The organism is Bacteroides sedimenti (assembly GCF_040365225.1).
Taxonomy (GTDB): Bacteria; Bacteroidota; Bacteroidia; order Bacteroidales; family Bacteroidaceae; genus Bacteroides; species Bacteroides sedimenti.
The window spans coordinates 462,784-481,738 of record NZ_AP028055.1; the positions used below are offsets into that span (position 1 = coordinate 462,784).

Annotated in this window: 11 protein-coding genes and 1 tRNA gene; 7 read left to right on the forward strand and 5 right to left on the reverse strand. The window is 37.6% G+C overall.

What is annotated here, in order from left to right; genetic code table 11:
* Positions 1–8: 8 nt before the first annotated feature.
* Entirely contained in the window at positions 9–3,002 is a 2,994-nt protein-coding gene (locus tag ABWU87_RS01725; protein ID WP_353332696.1) for a SusC/RagA family TonB-linked outer membrane protein, read from the reverse strand.
* Positions 3,003–3,300: 298 nt separating this feature from the next.
* Positions 3,301–4,911: a DUF6377 domain-containing protein gene (locus tag ABWU87_RS01730; protein WP_353332698.1), complete on the reverse strand. Its 1,611-nt coding sequence runs from the start codon at positions 4,909–4,911 to the stop codon at positions 3,301–3,303.
* Positions 4,912–5,578: 667 nt separating this feature from the next.
* Here ABWU87_RS01730 and ABWU87_RS01735 point away from each other — a divergent pair.
* The 6 genes from ABWU87_RS01735 (at position 5,579) to ABWU87_RS01760 (ending at position 12,876) form a co-directional block, all read left to right on the forward strand.
* Positions 5,579–6,682, forward strand: coding sequence for an Sb-PDE family phosphodiesterase (locus ABWU87_RS01735; protein ID WP_353332700.1), 1,104 nt, complete (start codon positions 5,579–5,581; stop codon positions 6,680–6,682).
* Between the two features lie 246 nt (positions 6,683–6,928).
* Complete coding sequence (locus ABWU87_RS01740; protein ID WP_353332702.1) at positions 6,929–8,533, forward strand: hypothetical protein; 1,605 nt, start codon at positions 6,929–6,931, stop codon at positions 8,531–8,533.
* A 387-nt stretch (positions 8,534–8,920) separates the two neighbouring features.
* Positions 8,921–9,214 carry an MTH1187 family thiamine-binding protein gene (locus ABWU87_RS01745; RefSeq protein WP_353332704.1) on the forward strand — a complete coding sequence of 98 codons (294 nt, stop codon included), beginning with the start codon at positions 8,921–8,923 and terminating at the stop codon, positions 9,212–9,214.
* Positions 9,215–9,253: 39 nt separating this feature from the next.
* Positions 9,254–10,309, forward strand: coding sequence for a glycosyltransferase family 9 protein (locus tag ABWU87_RS01750; protein ID WP_353332707.1), 1,056 nt, complete (start codon positions 9,254–9,256; stop codon positions 10,307–10,309).
* Between the two features lie 265 nt (positions 10,310–10,574).
* Complete coding sequence (locus ABWU87_RS01755) at positions 10,575–11,231, forward strand: hypothetical protein (protein ID WP_353332709.1); 657 nt, start codon at positions 10,575–10,577, stop codon at positions 11,229–11,231.
* Positions 11,232–11,424: 193 nt separating this feature from the next.
* Complete coding sequence (locus ABWU87_RS01760; protein ID WP_353332711.1) at positions 11,425–12,876, forward strand: ATP-binding cassette domain-containing protein; 1,452 nt, start codon at positions 11,425–11,427, stop codon at positions 12,874–12,876.
* A 75-nt stretch (positions 12,877–12,951) separates the two neighbouring features.
* Here the strand turns inward: ABWU87_RS01760 and ABWU87_RS01765 are convergent, their stop codons facing one another.
* Positions 12,952–14,454 (reverse strand): glutamine synthetase family protein, encoded by a 1,503-nt coding sequence (locus ABWU87_RS01765; protein WP_353332713.1) that lies wholly within the window; start codon positions 14,452–14,454, stop codon positions 12,952–12,954.
* Between the two features lie 864 nt (positions 14,455–15,318).
* On the opposite strand from ABWU87_RS01765, the gene ABWU87_RS01770 reads away from it, so the two are divergent.
* Positions 15,319–15,831 carry a DUF3836 domain-containing protein gene (locus tag ABWU87_RS01770; protein WP_353332715.1) on the forward strand — a complete coding sequence of 171 codons (513 nt, stop codon included), beginning with the start codon at positions 15,319–15,321 and terminating at the stop codon, positions 15,829–15,831.
* Between the two features lie 237 nt (positions 15,832–16,068).
* Here ABWU87_RS01770 and ABWU87_RS01775 read toward each other — a convergent pair.
* Positions 16,069–16,139: transfer RNA gene (locus tag ABWU87_RS01775), tRNA-Cys, on the reverse strand.
* A 284-nt stretch (positions 16,140–16,423) separates the two neighbouring features.
* The gene (gene feoB, locus ABWU87_RS01780) at positions 16,424–18,910 is read right to left on the reverse strand and encodes a ferrous iron transport protein B (RefSeq protein ID WP_353332717.1); all 2,487 of its coding nucleotides are present in this window, start codon (positions 18,908–18,910) and stop codon (positions 16,424–16,426) included.
* Between the last annotated feature and the right edge of the window lie 45 nt (positions 18,911–18,955).

Sequence of the window (18,955 nt, forward strand, 5' to 3'; positions counted from 1 at the left end):
TTATTCTATTAAAATTCAACATTGACACCAAATACATAGCTCTTTGTCTGAGGGTAAGTTCCCCAGTCTATTCCTTGTACAAGTGCACTTCCTCCTTCTTGGTTTACTTCAGGATCGAATCCTTTGTAGTTTGTGAAAGTAAGCAGATTTTGCGCGGTGAAAAATGGTTGAAGACGGTTGATGCTCCATTTCTTCAATAGTTTTCCGCTAAAGTTATATGAAAAGGTTAATGCCTTTAAACGTAAGTAACTGCCATCTTCTACAAAACGGCTCGAATTCTTGAGATTCTCTTTCGAAGACACAGCTCTTGGCATGTCGGTAATCTGTCCTGGAATTCTCCATCTTTTAAGAACTGCAGTGGACTGGTTCTTCGAGTCGTACATACCTTCTGTTTCCATGCGAGAGAGGTTGTATACATCATTGCCTACCGAACCTTGGAAGAAAATATCGAGGTTAAATCCTTTGTAAGACAGATTGTTTGTGATACCAAAAGTGAAGTCCGGATTTGGATTGCCAATATAGGTTTTGTCGGCCGGAGTAATTGTTCCACTCTTATCCAGATCTTTGTAAACAAGATCTCCCGTTTCAGGATCAACTCCTTCTGAAATATAGCCCCAGAACATACCCAGAGGTTTACCTATGGTTAGTTTTGTAATATATTCACCACTTGTAGATTGTTCATAGAAATAAGATTGACGTGTATCGAATTTCATAACCTTGTTCTTGTTGAACGAAATATTGAAATCGGTACTCCATTTGAACTGACCTATGAAGTTCTTTGAATTTACACCAAATTCAAGACCTTTGTTCTCCATCTCTCCTTCGTTGCGGTATATATGACTGAAAGCTGCTGTTGGCCCTAGAGGTACATCCATTAATAAATTTGTGGTGTGTTTATAATATGCATCGGCTGTGAAGGTCAGTCTGTTGCTCAGAACTGTAAAGTCGATACCAATATTCGTCTGAGTGGTTGTTTCCCAAGTTAGATCCTTGTTTTGCATATTAGCAGGAGTTATAATTGGAAGTGCATTATCTTTGCCGGTTTCCCACCAGTTCTGACGGGTAATGTTCATCAGTTGTAAGTATCCATAATCGCCTACACCCGATTGATTACCGGTTTGACCCCATCCTCCGCGGATTTTTAAGTCGTCAATCCACTTAATGTCTCTCATGAAATTTTCGGAAGAAAGTCTCCATGCAGCCGATACTGAAGGGAAATATCCCCATTTGTGACTAGGAGCCAGTTTAGAAGAACCATCAGCACGGAAATTGGCTGTTAATAAGTATCTGCTGTCAAAGTTGTACGACAAACGTCCTACATAAGACATGATGGCCCAATCTGAAGCGCTTGTCCCATTCCATTGTTCTACCTTATTCCCGGCATTCAGTGTTTTAATATCTCCACTAATAAAATGGCTTACGGTCTGGTAACTTTGCGACCATTTGGATGTTGTTCCTGAAGCACCGGCCATCAGACCAAAATTATGTTTCTTGATACTCTTGTCAAACGTCACAATATTATCGAATACTAGAATGGTACTCAACGCACGGTTATCAGATGCATTACCATATTGAGAACGACCGTATTCTGTTTTTACTGGATCAAGGAAACTAGTGCCGTTGTAATATGCCCTGTCGATAGAGATTGAACTTTTGTATTTCAGATTCGGAGTAAACGTGATTTCACCCGATGCGCTTCCCAGCAATCTGTTATTATTCGTTTTATTATCAGCTGTACGCGACATGTTTTCTACAGGATGAGTAACATTTGCCCCATAGAAATTATTATAATATTGACCCGGATGGTTTGGATCCCATATTAGAGCATAGGTAGGTGTATTAATCACGGAAAGAACCACTCCGGCGCGGTTTGCACCTTGTCCCGAAATAATGCCGTTGTTGCTGTAATCTGAATACGCCAGATTGGTGTTGACTTTTAACCATGGGCGGATTTGATTTTCCAGATTGGCTCTCAGGTTATAACGCTCATAGTAAGCCACTTTAATTATTCCCGATTCCTTTGTGTAACCACCAGAAATGAAATATCTCATTTTATCGTTTCCATTTGAAACTGAAAGCTGATAGTTCTGGGAAACTCCTGTTCTAAAGGTTTCATCAAACCAGTTTGTTTCGTCTTTCAAACCCGAAGGAAGATTAATCATTCCAATTTCATCCATTAAATCCTTATACTGTGAAACATTAAGTGAATGGATTTTCTTTCCGATTTGAGTTGTACCTGCCTGAGCAGAAAGGCTTATTTTGGCTTCACCTTTCATACCCGACTTGGTGGTAATAAGCACAACACCATTAGATGCTCTTGAACCATAAATGGCTGCAGATGATGCATCCTTTAAAATCTGCATGCTTTCAATGTCGTTTGGAGATAAGAAATTAATGTCGGTCATTGGTATTCCATCAACCACATAAAGAGGATCATTACTTGCGTTGATTGAAGAATTACCCCGAACACGAACTACTATTCCTGCACCAGGTTCTCCATTAGGCTGAATTACATTAACTCCGGCTGCTTTTCCCTGAATGGCTGCAGCTGCAGAGATAATAGGGCGTTCATCTAAATCTTTTGTTGAAACGCTGGCTACAGAGGTGGTCACATCTTTTCTCTTAACAGATCCATAACCAATGACTACAACTTCGTCCAATAACTTATCATTTTCTTCCAATACAATATTTATAGGAGAAGTTCCTTTTACTTCAACTTCCTGACTTTTAAAACCAATGTAAGTGATGGTTAACTTGGCATTTGGTGACACCGACAAAGAAAATTTCCCGTCAAAGTCAGTCACGGTTCCATTAGTTGTGCCTTTCTCAACAACACTGGCTCCAATGATGCTCTCATTAGTAGCATCTTTTATCTGGCCTTTAACAGTGATTTTTTGTGCGAAGGCACCTAGAGATAAAAACAAACCCATAATAACAAAGAGAACACTTCTACTGAAGTTTGCCTCATACCTGATAATTGGTCTTTGCTTGCTTTTTTTCATGAATAATATATTTAATTAGTTAACATTCTGTTATTCTATCTTGAATAACTTGCTAACAAATTTAAGAAGGAAAGATTTCGATTATCTCCTTGTGTGGCAATTAAGTGGATTTTTTTAGGTGTTTATTAGCTTTATGTGATTGTAAATCAGCATAATGTAAATTTATTAACATCCTAAAAAAGTGGAATAGCTATTAATGCAAAAGATACATTTTTTTGCATTAATAATTGTTTTTAAGTATATCCTAAGCTTCTAAGAGAATAAAATGGAAATGTATTATCTTCTTCTTTAGAACTTGTTATGAGAAAGTACCAATCTTCATAACACGGTTTTCAAAATCATCCCGTGATACCAACGCTTTGTTTTTAACCTTTGCCCGATAATTATAAATTGTATTCACTGAATATCTTAAAAGATTTGCTATTTTAGAACTGTCATTAATTCCCAAACGAATTAGGGCAAAAATACGCAATTCAGTATTCAGCAGTTCTCCTTTCTTTAAAACAATTCTTTCTTCTTTTGCGAGAAGAGAATTAAACTCTTCTACAAATTGGGGATAAAGATGCAGGAATGTATTATCGAAGTTCGAATAGAATTCTTTTAATTCGTTTTCGATGACATCAGGCGATTTGGTTGTCTTAAGTAACTCGGCAATCTGACCTCCGGTAATTTTCTTGCTTACCATCTTTCGATAACTTTCCAGTTTATCAATGTAAGTTGAACATAGGCCAAGAAAAAGTGCAATATATTCCTCTTTCACACGATTGGCTTCTCCCAGCTCATTATTCAGAGACTTTAGCTGTGTGTTGATAATGCCTAATTCGTTACGAGCTTTTGCTAGTTTTTTCATTTGTCTGTAAATATACCCCAAAGCGCCAATTAGTAGAAGAGAGAGAGCACTAATACCTATTAAACTGATTCTTAAGTCATTTTTTTGTTTTTCGCTCTTTATCTGATAGCTCTTTTCTATAATAGGAAGTGTGTTTGATATTTGAATATTACGTAATCGTGCGTTATAGAAATTGGCATCCTCCAAAGAAAATTTGATATAATGATAAGCATGATCAATATCCCCTTTTTCATAAAGCAGGTTAGCGAGAGTAAACAGTGAAGCATTATCTTTTATAGCAGCTTTTATATCCGATAAGGCAGATAAAATAAGGTCTTTCTTTTCTTCATCTGGCCGTTTTTCTTCCCGGTATATGAGGGAAGACTGGAATTTAATCAAGGCATATTCGGGTGTGCCGAAGGAAGTTTTCGAGAGTCGGATATTATTAATTCGACGTGCTTCTGCCAGATCTTTGTGCTCCAGAGCTTTTTGCTCTTTGATTGCTAGATAATTTTCGGATGTAGGTGCATAGAGATTCAGCATGGTATCCTGATAAGCTCTGAATATCTTGAAATAGGTTTTTTTCAACTTCTGATTGTGAGTATAGAGATGCATTTCATCATATAATCGTTCGCAACATCTGTAATATTCGGGTATCTGCTCTTTAGTTAACTCTTTCTTGTTGATGGAAGTCAATGCGTAAGAACTTTCACTGTACATACCCGAAGAGGATTGCAAATAACTCAACAATAGTTTTGTTTCGTTAATCCATTTTTTATTATTGTGTAATTCTGCCAGATCAAGATTCATATTCAGATAATGAATGGCCGAATCACAAACGAATGCCCTATATTCTTTGTATAATAACTCATTGATTGCATATATCTGCTGAGGTGAAATCCCTTTTTTATTTAATCCTATTTTAAGTTTAGATATCCGGTTTTCCCTCATTTCTACATAGCTTCTGCTTTCTTTGATGGTTTTATCAAGGACGTTTAATAAAGAATCAAGTTGATTTCCGGCCAGAGTTGTGAATGAGTAGAAGGTAAATATGATCAAAAACAGGGTTTTTCTTTTCATTGTAATGACATAGTATTAGTTGCCTCAAAGTTAAAAAAAAGATTGTGATACAACCTAACGAAATAAAAATAATAACATATGATTATCAATAAACCAAACTATACAGCTTTTAATAATGCTTTTAGGTAATTGTTGCAGCTTCTTAATATTACGGCAATAACATGTTAACATGAGAATAGTCTCTTTGCAATCGAAATACAGATATTAGATAAAGCTTCTGAATATTAAATATTATAATTAATTTATGGACATAAGAATACTTAAATCTATACTTAATAAGTTTTGCTTGTTATCAAGATTGAAATACAGCAAATAACTATTGAAGGAACTAACCGATTAGGAGTAATATATAAGAAAGTCCTTTTAATCTAGTTCTAATATTAATGCATCTCAATGACTTATTATAATAAATAATGTCCACTAATTGTTTTTATATTATTTTGACGAATAATCCGGGCGCTAAACGTAGCAATCTTTATTTTCTAAGTCATTGAATTTATCAGGCAGTGATAAATTATTTGTCGCTGCCTGCTTTAATTTTCTTTAGCTATATTTCAAATATAGAAAAGAACTCATTATCTTTGAATATCTGCATTTATAATTGTCTGCAAATGAATTTGTTTGGATTGATTATAGGAAAATATTTACATAACACATAATAAAAGCAATGAAACAAAAAACTTTAATTATTGGAATGATGCTGCTAACGCAAGGTATCATTTCAAGTGCGGTAGCACAAGTACGCCAAGAAATAAAAATACCCGATTTAAAAGGGTATACAACATTGAAGTGTGACTTCCATATTCACACAGTATTTTCTGACGGGTTGGTATGGCCTACGGTACGTGTGGACGAAGCTTATCGTGAAGGACTTGATGCCATCGCTATTACCGACCATCTGGAATATCGCCCTCATAAAGGAGATATTGTTGCTGGACATGGACGGTCTTACGAGATCGCGGAAAAAGCAGCCGATAAAAATAACATTCTTCTTATTCGGGGAAGTGAAATAACCCGTCCTATGGCTCCTGGACATTTTAATGCTATTTTTCTTAATAACAACGACTCTTTGGATAAGAAGGAGTGGAGAGATTCCTTTAAGGCGGCTAAAGCTCAACGCGCTTTTATCTTTTGGAATCATCCGGGATGGGATGCTCAACAACCCGACACTACCAAGTGGTGGCCAGAACATACTGAGTTGTACAATGCTGGGTACATGAATGGAATTGAAGTGGCGAATGGTACTAGCTATTGTCCTGAAGCTTTTCGCTGGTGTTTGGAAAAGAAACTAACCATGCTGGGAAATACTGATATACATCAGCCCATTCAGGCAGAATATGAATTTGCAAAAGGAAAACACCGCACAATGACACTTGTATTTGCAAAGAACAGAACAATCGAAGGCATAAAGGAGGCATTGATAAACAGACGTACAGCTGTATACGTGGGAGACAATCTTATTGGTGAAAACAAGTACCTGAAAGAACTTTTTGAGAATTCAATCGAAATCCTGGATGTGGAAAAAAGTAAAAGAGGAGTGCAGATTACGTTCATAAACAAATCCGACTTAACATTCAAGCTGTTAAAAACAGAACATAACCCCGATGTGGTTTATTTCCGGGATTATGTGATTGAACCTAATTGCAGACATAGTATAATGGTGAAACTACAGAATGACGTGGAAGAAGGAGATGTGAATTTTGAAGTGACAAATCTGCTTGTAGAACCCGGACAAGGGTTGAAATATACCTATCATGTTTCAAAACGCTGATATCTTCTAAAAATATTCTGATATATAAATTATAACGCTGCTCTGGGCCTAATCTGAATGTGCCGGAGCAGCGTTTTTTGTTTCATTTAACTCTAAGATAAACTTCACATTTATATCTATAAAAAAATATAAGTTTCAGAAACATTATTCAAATAAAGATTGTTTTCATTAAAAATGGATAAAATTTTTGAAGATAAGAGTTTGCTGAGATGCTTTGCTAGTAAATCTGATTTAATAATAGAGGTTATGAGAAACAAAATTACTTTTCTGATGTTTGCTGTTATACTCCTATTGAATTATACACAGCAAGTTTATGGGCAGACTTTGCCTTTTGAATTGAGCACTGAGACTAATCCTAAATGGTACTATATTGAGAATGCCGGTGTTGAGGCTGGTTATGCTGCTGGACAGGTCATAAAAGTTGAAGCAATGGATACAGTTTGCTATTGGGGAATAAAAACATGTGCAGCTGCTCAGTTATTCAGATTTGAAGCAGTTGAAGGAAGTTCAAGTGAGTTCAGAATCATCAATAAGGCATTTCCTTCAGGAGAACTGTTAGCAACAACCAAATATGGTACTGCGGTTAATACCTCGTGGACTGTTCAGTTGCTTACCGGAGCTAATGGAGACGAGTATCGAATTGTAAGTGGAAGTACAGTTCTTTCAGCTCAACAAGTTGGACTTTTACTTGTGAGCAATGATTTAGGCTATAATTCGGCTTCATGCTGGAAATTTACTCCAGTTGGCACCTCAGCGTCTCTTCAGGCTGATATTAATTCGGCTCAATCGTTACTGGATTCCACAATTGAAGGAAACGCCTTCACCCAATATCCATCAGCAGCCCGTTCGGCCTTGGCATCTGCCATTGTCGATGCCAATCAATTTATGAGTAGCGTTGACTCTTATACCAATGATCAGATAACAGATGCACAGATAACACTAAACTCAGCTATTCTGACATACAAGCATGCAGTTGTAGGGCCGATAAGTACTGCCGCAAATCCTGTATGGCTTGTACTACAGATTCAAGCTACCGATGCGGAACGCATTCGTAAAGTCATGTCATACAATCCTGATGATGCCACAAAAAGAATTATGGGTCTAAATTCTTCTTTACTTGAACCAACTGATAAGATTGTGTGGCGGATAGAAAAAGATAATACTGGTTATTGCGCAATTGTGAGTAAATACGATTATGTTTCTGTCTGCTCGGAATTTGTGAACGATTTTGCAACTTGTGTAGCACCTCCCGCTTCTCTTTTTCCGGATTTTGACTGGCATTTAATAGCTGTTGATGGTTATTCTCTAGTTTATAAATTTGTTTTTGGAAAAGTAACTCTTCATATGTCAAGAATCTCTCCATATGCTTTTGATAATTATGATATGGGTTCCATGGGGTCACAGTTCAAAGCAATTCCGGTTTCAGAATTCTATAAGAGTGTTCTTAAATTCACAATCGATTCTATTGCACCGATGAAAAATGCAATTGTGGTAGGAACAGAAAAAGGACAATATCCTCAGGAAGCTTATGATGTAATTGTTGCAGCTTTTGCCAATGCTCAAGGTGTACACGATAGCGCAACTGCAACCGATGCTGAAACCCTGAATGCCAGAGTGGCTCTACTGGCTGCATGGAATTCATTCAAGCAATCTGTAAGTACAGGTTTCTATAATCAACCATCTGAGGTGAAAGTTTTTGTTCAGGACAAAAGGATAGTAGTGACTGGTACTGATGTCTTAATAAAAGCATACACAGTTTCAGGTGTTCAGGTTGATGTAAAGCAACCGTTGGCTAAAGGAATTTATATTGTAAAAGTAGGCAATTTCACCACAAGAGTCGTAGTCTTATAAATTTACGAACGAATATAGAAAGCGTCTGTTCCTAAAAGGGAAAGGCGCTTTCTGTTTATATATATATGAAGGTGATTGTTGCTGTTTTATACAAAAATTATTGTTGTTATTGAGTCTTTCAGAATGCGATTGATGCTCTCTTGGTTAATCAGTTGAAAGAATATTTCTATTTAACTTTTGTGCCACTTCAGGGAACTTTTTGTATCTTTCGGAAGATTTTTGAATTATTAAATTAAAGGGAAGAACTTCTTGGATAATTTGTTGTTAAACAATGAATAATATACATTAATGTTACATTCGTTTTCTGATGTTATTCTTGTTCATAAAGGAATTTACGTGATTATAATATTACTATTCTGATAATGTTCACTTTAAATTAAATTAGCTATGTCTGTAATCATGGAATTTAGCATTTTCCCAATTGATAAAGGGGAACATGTTAGTCAATACGTTAAGAAAGTAATAGAGATGATTGATGCATTACCCTGCGAAAGTCAGCTTACATCAATGGGCACGATTGTAGAGTGTGAGACTATGGAAGAGTGTCTTGCTGTTATTTCTAAAGCAAATGCTTTGTTAGAGCAATGCTCTGAACGAATATATTGTACAGCAACGTTTGATAACAAACCAGGAAAAAAAGATCAGATGGAACATAAAATCAAAGCTGTCAGAGGTGAATAATGACAGTTGCAAACACAAAATAAAACAATAAATTGATGTATGAGCTCTTTAAAAAAGATTAATGAAGTAAGAAGAACTGTTTTATCGGTTTTAACAAAGAATATTGGTACTTCTACAACGACTCCCAAGGGTAAGCCACTGAATAGAGATGAGGTAAAAAGAATCCTGATTGTAAGACCTAATCACCGTCTGGGGAATCAATTGCTTATGACACCGCTTATTCAGGAGGTTCAGCAAACTTTTCCCAACTGTAAGATAGACCTTTTCGTAAAAGGATTTGTGGCCCCGATTCTATTTAAGAATTATGATAATATTGATCAGATTCTCAGATTGCCTAAGAAGCCTTTTAAAGAACTGGGAACATACATGCAAGGGTGGTTAAAAATCAGATCAAAGAGATATGATATCGCCATTAATGTAACCAATGGCTCATCCTCAGGAAGGTTGTTAACCAAGTTTTCTAGGGCAACGTACAAATTCTATGGAGATAATATGACCGACACACATTTTTCGGCTACCGACTATATGCATATTGCCAAAAGGCCTGTGTGCAGTTTGCGTGATTGTCTGTCCATGTTAGGAGTTTCACTTACTGACAGGGAAATTCCTTCTTTAGATCTAAAGTTATCATCTTCCGAAATAACTGAAGGAAAAAAACTTCTTAATAACCTCATAGCCGATAAGGAGGCAAAAACCATTTGCCTTTTCACCTTCGCTACAGGAACAAAATGCTATACAGAAGCCTGGTGGAATGAGTTTTATGAGAAGTTGAAAGCCGCATATCCTCACTTTAATGTGATTGAAATATTACCGGTGGAAAATATTTCGAAGATTGGGTTCAAGGAACCTTCGTTTTACAGCAAGGATGTTCGCGAAATGGCAGCTGTGATGGCAAACACGGACGCTTTCATAGGAGCCGACAGCGGAATCATGCATCTTGCAAGTTCGGCAAAAGTCCCTACTTTTGGATTGTTTTCAGTGACGAGTACCGAAATGTACGAGCCATATAATAATGGCAGTCGTGCTTTGAATACAAATGAATTGAGTATAGATGAAATGATTGCTATAATAGATAAGGTTTTATCTGCAAAATAGCTTAAATTTAAATCTTTTACCTGAACAATGAGTGCTGTTGGAAAATGTCTGTTTATGGTGAAGATTTATTATAAAATAACGATTTACAAGTTTAACTTGTTTATATTTTCCCTCGAACTAATTTCATAAACAATCTTGTTCAGGGAAAATTCATCCAGGCTTTTTTATCTTCGTTAAATAATAATAAATTCACAGTTGATTTCCTGTTTTAAGTTGTTATAATGTTATTCATAAATGTATAACAGAACCTTAATAAAAGCTGGAAATGAATAAGAAAGAAAGAATTATAATATTACTTGCAGGACTTCTGTTTTTGTCTTCCTGCAGTCTTTATCGACTGGTAATCAACAGTCATGATAATTATACTTTTCATATCATTCTGCTTTTAGCTGTTGTTTTAGTCCTAATAGTGTTATATCGAATTCGTGTCTGGAAAAAGGGTAGAGAAGAGGTCACGGAACAGTTGTTAAACCGGCATGGTATGTCTATAAAGGATTTTTTTGATAGTGGAAGTTATGTTGGTGGATTTCCGTCTGTTGAAGATATTGTGCCTTCTTTAGTCTGTAGGAAAGATTCTGATGAATTTGTATTTTACCACAGACACTCCTTGAACAGTATTCCAATAGAAAAATTCAGAATATCAAAAACTTCAATCACAAATGTTACTTTAGAAGAGGCTTCAAATATTATAAAACTGATTGAAGAGCATAAAGTTTTACTTGTAAGTTCGTTTACTCCGGATTTTGAAACAAAGAAAAGAAACAATTCTTATTATGTTTCGGTGGAATGGAATGACGGGAGTATCATTCATATTACTTTGTTTCATTTTGATGGTTATAATTCATTGTTCAGAGCAAATGATTTTAAGTACAAACTTATACACCATATTAATAATCCTTCTTCCGGTGTCTCACTTTCTTGATTTCAAATTGCACCATTATCCACAATGAGGTTGTAACCGGATATTTACCATTAATTATTAATAAAAAGTAGGAAACTAAATTTATGACGAAATGTGAAAAGTTTCTTATTTATGCCTAATTACCTGACTAAAGTTGGCGTAAATGGAAGATAAAGCTGTACTTTTGCTTCGTTTTTGGAGTAATAAGTAAAAAATGCAATCAATAATTTGTCTAAAAGGAGGAGTGACACGCAATGAACTGTATCGGTTCACTCATCCATTATCTGTGAGTATGGAAGCCGGGGAGCACTTGGCAATTGTGGGGGCAAATGCCAGTGGGAAGAGTTTGCTGGTTGATACTTTGCTGGGTAAACGCCCTCTGAAAGAAGGAACGTTGGAATATGATTTTTCACCTTCGGCCACTAATACGGCCTATGACAATATAAAGTATATCGCTTTTCGGGATACTTATGGCGCTGCAGATGCCAACTATTATTATCAACAGAGATGGAATGCACACGATCAAGACGACGCTCCGGTGGTTCGTGATTCTCTTGGAGAGACAAGCAATGTGCAGTTGCGCGATGAGCTTTTTGAGCTTTTTGCAATTGAACCAATGCTGGATAAAAAGTTGATTCTTCTTTCCAGCGGTGAACTTCGAAAATTTCAGTTGACCAAAACTTTACTGACCAACCCACGAGTACTGGTGATGGACAATCCGTTTATCGGACTAGATGCGAAGACCCGAGATTTATTGCACGATGTCTTGCAAAGACTCACGCTGAAATCTTCTCTGCAAATTATATTGGTGCTATCCATGTTTGATGACATTCCCGACTTTATCACTCATGTTCTTCCGGTTAAAAATAGGACTTGTGGTAAAAAGGTAACCCGAAAAGAGTACTTTGACAACTATCAACCCAACATCACTCAGGTTTTCTCTGAGGAAAAAAGAAAAGATCTGTTGAACTTGGAGTATAGTGATCAACTATATAATTCGGAAGAGGTGGTAAAACTGAACAATGTCTCCATCAGTTATGGCGACCGTACCATCCTGAAAGAGCTGAACTGGACAATTCTTCGTGGACAGAAGTGGGCCCTCTCGGGTGAAAACGGAGCGGGAAAATCTACTTTGCTCAGTCTGGTATGTGCAGATAATCCACAATCGTATGCCTGCGATATTAGCCTATTCGGTCGGAAACGAGGATCAGGTGAAAGTATCTGGGAGATCAAGAAGCATATTGGATATGTTTCTCCGGAGATGCACCGTGCCTACTTGAAGAATCTGCCGACAATAGATATCGTGGCTTCGGGATTGCACGACTCCATCGGGCTCTACAAAAAGCCGCGTCCTGAGCAGATGTCAGCCTGTGAGTGGTGGATGGATATATTCGGTATTCTATCCTTGAAAGATCGTCCCTTTCTGCAACTCTCTTCGGGTGAACAACGATTGGTGTTGTTGGCCCGTGCGTTCGTAAAAGATCCGGAATTGCTGATACTTGATGAACCTCTTCATGGACTGGATACCCGTAACCGGAAAAAAGTAAAATCAATTGTTGAGGCTTTCTGTGAAAGGAAAGATAAGACGATTATTTATGTGACACATTATGAAAATGAGCTGCCTGTTTCTATAACAGACAGACTCATTTTGAAGAGAAACAAATAATAGTGTTAACTGTTTCTCGAAGTCAGAAAATCTTCCAGTGCGGGAATTGATAGTTGGGCTGGTCAACTGAAATTTTTATCCACAATGGAAGTAGGTCTCAACAACCTCTCTCATCTTTGCAGGGTTGATCAGTAGTTCCTTACGCAATTCGCCATCATTATAAGCTTTCAACTTGCAGATAACTCCATCAATCATACTTGGACTAAACACATTGTGCTGCTCAAAAATTGCACGTTGCTGCTGCAGGCAATCAGCAGATGCCGCACAACTATCAGGCAACTGATCCAACGATTGAAGCCGCACTTTGTTCTCTTCCTTATGTATGTCTATGTTTACGTAGGTTTTTTCAGTTATATTCAAAGCATCCTTTATCTCAAAGCCATGGCGGCAGGCAACAGCCAGACTGGCCATGAGTAGGTAAATATCAGCCGACCCGTCCGGCGAACGCATCTCGACAGTTTGTTTATTTGAAGTGTCGTTGTTGCTGATTGTTTCAAGTGGATTTGTCATGGCACACATATCTTTTTTGGCCGACCATCCTAATAGAACGCGGACTAGAACAGAACGGTTGCGGTCTCCCCAACAAATATTAGTAGGTGCTTCCTGGTTTGGAACTAAACGGAAATAAGACGTTGGTGTAGTATTTCCAAACGCCGTGATGGAAGGAGCCAGATGCATCATGCCTGCAATGGCTTTGCGTGCGGTGTCTGACAGTACGCCATTTTCCAGCATCTGGTTTTTGCCCGCTTTAGTTATACGCATGTGTATGTGTAGGCCCGACCCTGCTTTTCCGGCTGTAATTTTGGGAGCAAAAGTGATATTATACCCATATTGACTGGCTAAATTGCGGATAATCCATTTTGCAATCATCAACTGATCTGCTGCATCTTCTGCTTTTGTGGGTAAAAACTCAATCTCGTTTTGTTCGTAAGTTAATCCATCCTGCGTAAAATTACCCACTTCAGAATGTCCGTATTTAATCTTTCCGTTTGCCTGCGAAATGTATTTCATGCATTGAGTGCGGAACTGATTAAACTTGTCGTAAGGACCCGATTCGTGGTATCCATGCTGATCAGTTGCAGGAAAGAGCCCATCATTGGGTGCAATTACATAATATTCCAGTTCACCCATCGCTTCAAACTGCATTCCAGTTATTTTGGTAAATGCTAGGCAGGCTTTGTGTAATGTATATTCCGGAGAACTTTCAAGTGGTTCGCCATCTTTGTTGAAGAAAGAGCATAGCATGGTCAGCGTAGGTGTCTGGGCAAATGGATCGACGAATGCCGTTCGAAAACGAGGAATGGCATAGAGGTCACTACTCCCGGCTTCAATAAAGGAGAAAAGGCTAGAACCATCTACACGTTCGCCACAGCTTAGTATGGTAATCAAATAATCAGCACTATTAATTACAAAGTTTAAAGTCTTCAATCTACCATCACCGGCAGGATACATGAAGTTGATCATTTGAATATCCTGTTCTTTGATGAAAGAAATAATATCTGTTTTGGTAAACTCTTCAGGTGCTTTTTGAAGGAACTTCACCAATTTGTTTGGATTCATTTCTATTTTGTGTTTCATGCTTTGATTTGTTTGTTTAAGGTTTATAATTGTCAAAGATAACAGAATATATCAAAATGTCAATATTTGGCCGTCTTAAATTGCTTATGTTTTAATTATATTTTTATGATAGAGTTGTGTTGAACCATTTTGCTATTAAAATGAAAGTTGTATAAGCCGACTATATATGGGCTGAGTTAACGGCTCTTTGCAAACAGAATAATGTGATCCTCTTTATTACTTACCAGATTGGAGAACTATTTACTTGATAGGAAGAACTTGTTATTGACATGGCGCTGATGGGAGGGGGGCATCTATAATGGTTCTAACCGTTATTATATTTTTAACGGTATGTTAAGTTAGAGAGTTGAGTTGAAAATACTGTTTTAGAATTCTTGAGAGTCTGTCATTTCATACTCTTATTCGGAAAAACTTAAATATCTCCAGGAAACTGTATTAGGAATTTAAACTGTCGCCATGAAGTGCCTGATAGTTTGTTGTATATCCTGTTTTTATGGTTTTCTGGTTTTTCTGCTATAAAAATATTGCATCACTTATTTATTTCTTGTGAAAAGATATATTCGATAATAACCTCAAGAGGTTCTGTTTATTCATTTCAACCTTAATTAATGCTTTCGCGCATTACAAAGAAGTAGGTTGGGTTTAAATCTATTCTTTTTAATGGCCACTCTAAACAACGCTGATTTTCATTGTTTTTATGCTAGCGATGAATCATGAAAACCATTGGGGGATTTTTTATTATTATCTGTATTTTGTCTGCAACTTTTTGAAAGACAGATTCGTCTAAATAGAAAAGAGTATATAACCGGCCATTTTTGAAAGCACAGACTATATTTAATTACCAACATCAAATAACTTCTAATTATGAAAAAGATTATTTTAAGTATCAGTTTAGTAATCAGCATTGCTTTCTGTTTATTGTTTAGTTGTAATACTGAGGTAAGTGCTCAGGACTCTCAAAGATTTGTATATAACAAAAGTTATGATAATGAAATTGTTTACTTATGTGATTCAGTCACTAATATTCTTACTCCATATCTGAAATATGAATTTACCTATAATCAAGATGGTAAGATGAACAGTAAAAAGGCTTTTCGTTGGGATCTGTCAGGAAAACAATGGCTACCATATTATCTGTTTACTTCAACATTTGTAGGTGATAACGAGATTCAGGAGTTTGCTTTGTGGAGCAATAAGTCTAAAGATTTTACACGTAACAAAGAAAAAGTCATTTTTTGCAAAGACGAAAAGTTAGATCGTTCAATTTATATTTCATTTAGATGGAATGAAAAGAACGAAAAATGGGAAGTGAGCAATGAAGAGCATTTGGATAATTATATTGCTATGCTGATTAATGGTTCCTCTAAAAAGAAATAGAATACTTTGCCCTGAACTTTTCTCAATAACTAGCTCTTCCTAGTCTACTTTTGAAGTTTACTTTGATATTATTTGCGGTTTACAATCGGTTTACACTAAGTCTACTTTTGGGGTGCGGTCTACAAATAATCTGCAATTTCCCACTTCTTTAAATTGTTGCATTATATTTAAGTGTTTAATAATCAGATAAAAAATAAAAGCTCCAGCCTGTTAAGACTGGAGCTTTTCCCCATTAAGAGGTCTCTGGCGGATTCGAACCGCCGTAGACGGTTTTGCAGACCGGTGCCTAGCCACTCGGCCAAGAGACCTTATTACGTGATTGCGAGTGCAAAGGTAATACATTTTTCTTATCTTCCAAACGTTCTGCATTAAAAAATTGCTTAATGGCAGCAGTTTTTCCTTTTACTTTTTTGTTCTTCCCTACATATTTGTTTCTTCTTTTCCATTAAATCCCTTAACTCACAACCAGTTGTGCAGTTTGCGCAAGGGTTGTCGTTCCTGTTTGCTCCCTTGAAAAAATTAACGATGCGATTTCCTACATAGAATACGCAGAAGAAAACGATAGCCGAAACAATAAGTTCTTGTAAGCTCATTATAATATAATATTTCCTATTTGATAAAAACTAAAAGCTATAACCCATGCTAATGCCGTAGTATACAGTGCGGCAAAAAGGGCCCATTTCCAAGTTCCAGACTCCTGTTTTATTGCCGCAAGAGTGGCAATGCAGGGGAAATAGATAAGCACGAAAAGCATAAAGCTGTAAGCGGCAGTTGCATTTATCGGTATCCGTTCTGCCAGAGTTGTTTTTGTGGCTCCGGCATCATTGGTATAAAGTACTCCGAGTGTGCTTACCACCAATTCTTTTGCACCTACTCCCGAGATGAGTCCAATTCCTAATTTCCAGTCATATCCCAGCGGCTTCAACGCAGGTTCAATTGCCTTGCCTATCTGTCCGATGTATGAATGTTCCTGTTGTTCGGCCGGACTGTTGTAAGAGTTGTGGTTAGGATAATATCCCAAAAACCAGATGATGATAGAAGCTATCATAATAACTCCACCCATTTTTCGCAGGTACTGACCGCCCTTTTCCCATGTGTGGCTCAGAATGGCTTTCATTGTTGGCATTCTGTAGGGTGGAAGTTCCATAACAAATGGAGTATCTTCGCCTTTTATCAGTAGTTTGCTGAATAATCGGGCTATTATTACTGCAAGCGCTATGCCGGTTACATAGATTGAAAGCAGAATAAAGCTCGCGTTATTCGGGAAAAAGGCTCCAACCAGGAGCAGATAGATGGGAAGACGGGCACTACAGCTCATCAGTGGGTTAACCAGCATGGTAATCAGTCGGCTTTTTTTGTTCTCGATGGTTCGGGAAGCCAGAATGGCCGGAACATTACAACCAAATCCCATCACGAGTGGAATGAACGATTTTCCGTGCAATCCCATTTTGTGCATAATCTTGTCCATAATGAAGGCCGCACGAGCCATATATCCCGAATCTTCCATCAGCGATATAAAGAAGTACAGCAATAAGATGTTGGGCAGGAAGACGATAACGCCTCCCACACCGCCAATAATTCCATCAATCAGCATATCCTTAAGCGGCCCGGCCGCCATAGTGTTCTGTACCAGGTGCCGGAGCTGGTCTACCAGCCATTCAATTCCGGCCATTGGGTATGCTCCCAATGTAAATGTGCCCTGAAACATGATCCACATGAAAAGAATGAAAATGGGATATCCCCATATCTTATGCGTAACAATGGTGTCGAGCACTTTGGTCATCTGGTCCTTCTCAAGCTGATTGTCGATGTAGGTCTCTTTCAACGCGCCTGAAATAAATCCGTACTTGGCATTCATGATTGCAGATTCACTATCCTCGTTCATTGCCAACTGAATTTTTTTTGCAGCTTTTTCCTTTATCGTTAGAATCTCTTCAGCATTAGGTAATGAGTTGATAAATCTTGTTACCTCCCTGTCATTTTCCAACAATTTAATTGAAAGATAACGAGTGGAGTAGAGGTGTCTTATCTCTTCGTTCTTTGATATTTCCGCTTTGATATACTCTATTCCTTTTTCTATTTCCGGACCGTGGTTAATGTGGATGTGGCGAAATACTTTCTGCCGAGGCTTATCAGCTTGCACATACTCTTCCATGTGCTCTTCGTGCTCTGCCTCGTTTACATTACTTCGGTGCCAGTCCTGCAATTCCTTGAGAACCTCTTTGTTTATCTCACCTTTCTTGTTGAAGAAGTCGGCTCCTTCATACAAGTTTATTACCAGGTGGAACAGGTGGTCGATTCCGAGGTTTCTTTTGCAAACCGTTGGAACCATCGGAACGCCGAATAGTTTGCTAAGCAATCTGTAGTCAAGTTTGTTGCCGCTCGATTCGAGTTCGTCGTACATATTCAGTGCAATTACCATCCGCACGTTCATGTCAATCAATTGGGTGGTAAGATAGAGGTTTCGTTCCAGGTTTGATGCATCTACCACGTTGATAATAACATCGGGGGTTTCCTCTATAATATGTTTTCGTACGTATATCTCTTCGGGAGTATAGGCGGATAGGGAGTATGTGCCGGGAAGATCCACTATTTTGAACCGATAACCCTGGAAATCAAAGAATCCCTCTTTGGCATCAACAGTTACTCCGCTATAATTACCCACATGCTCATGAGCTCCGGACGCAATATTGAACAGCGATGTCTTTCCGCAGTTTGGGTTTCCAACAAGTGCCACATTTATGGTTCTGCGTTTTCCTAAAGCTACAGATTTAAGTTCTTCTTCTCTCAGTGGTCTTTCAATATTGAATGAACCGTGATAATCTGTAGTAATAGCCTGCTGGTCTGCAATTTCCTGTTCACTGATAATCTCAATCATCCCCGCTTCTTTTCTGCGGAGAGATATTTCATATCCTAGAATTTTATATTTAATAGGGTCTTTAAGCGGGGCATTTAATATTACTTCTACTACTTTGCCTTTGATGAAGCCCATTTCCACAATGCGTTTGCGAAACCCACCATGGCCTAAAACCTTCACTACCACGCCTCTTTCACCTGTTTTTAGTTCAGATAAACGCATACTTAGTCTAATTTTAAGCAAAGATATAGCATAATACTTTAGTGG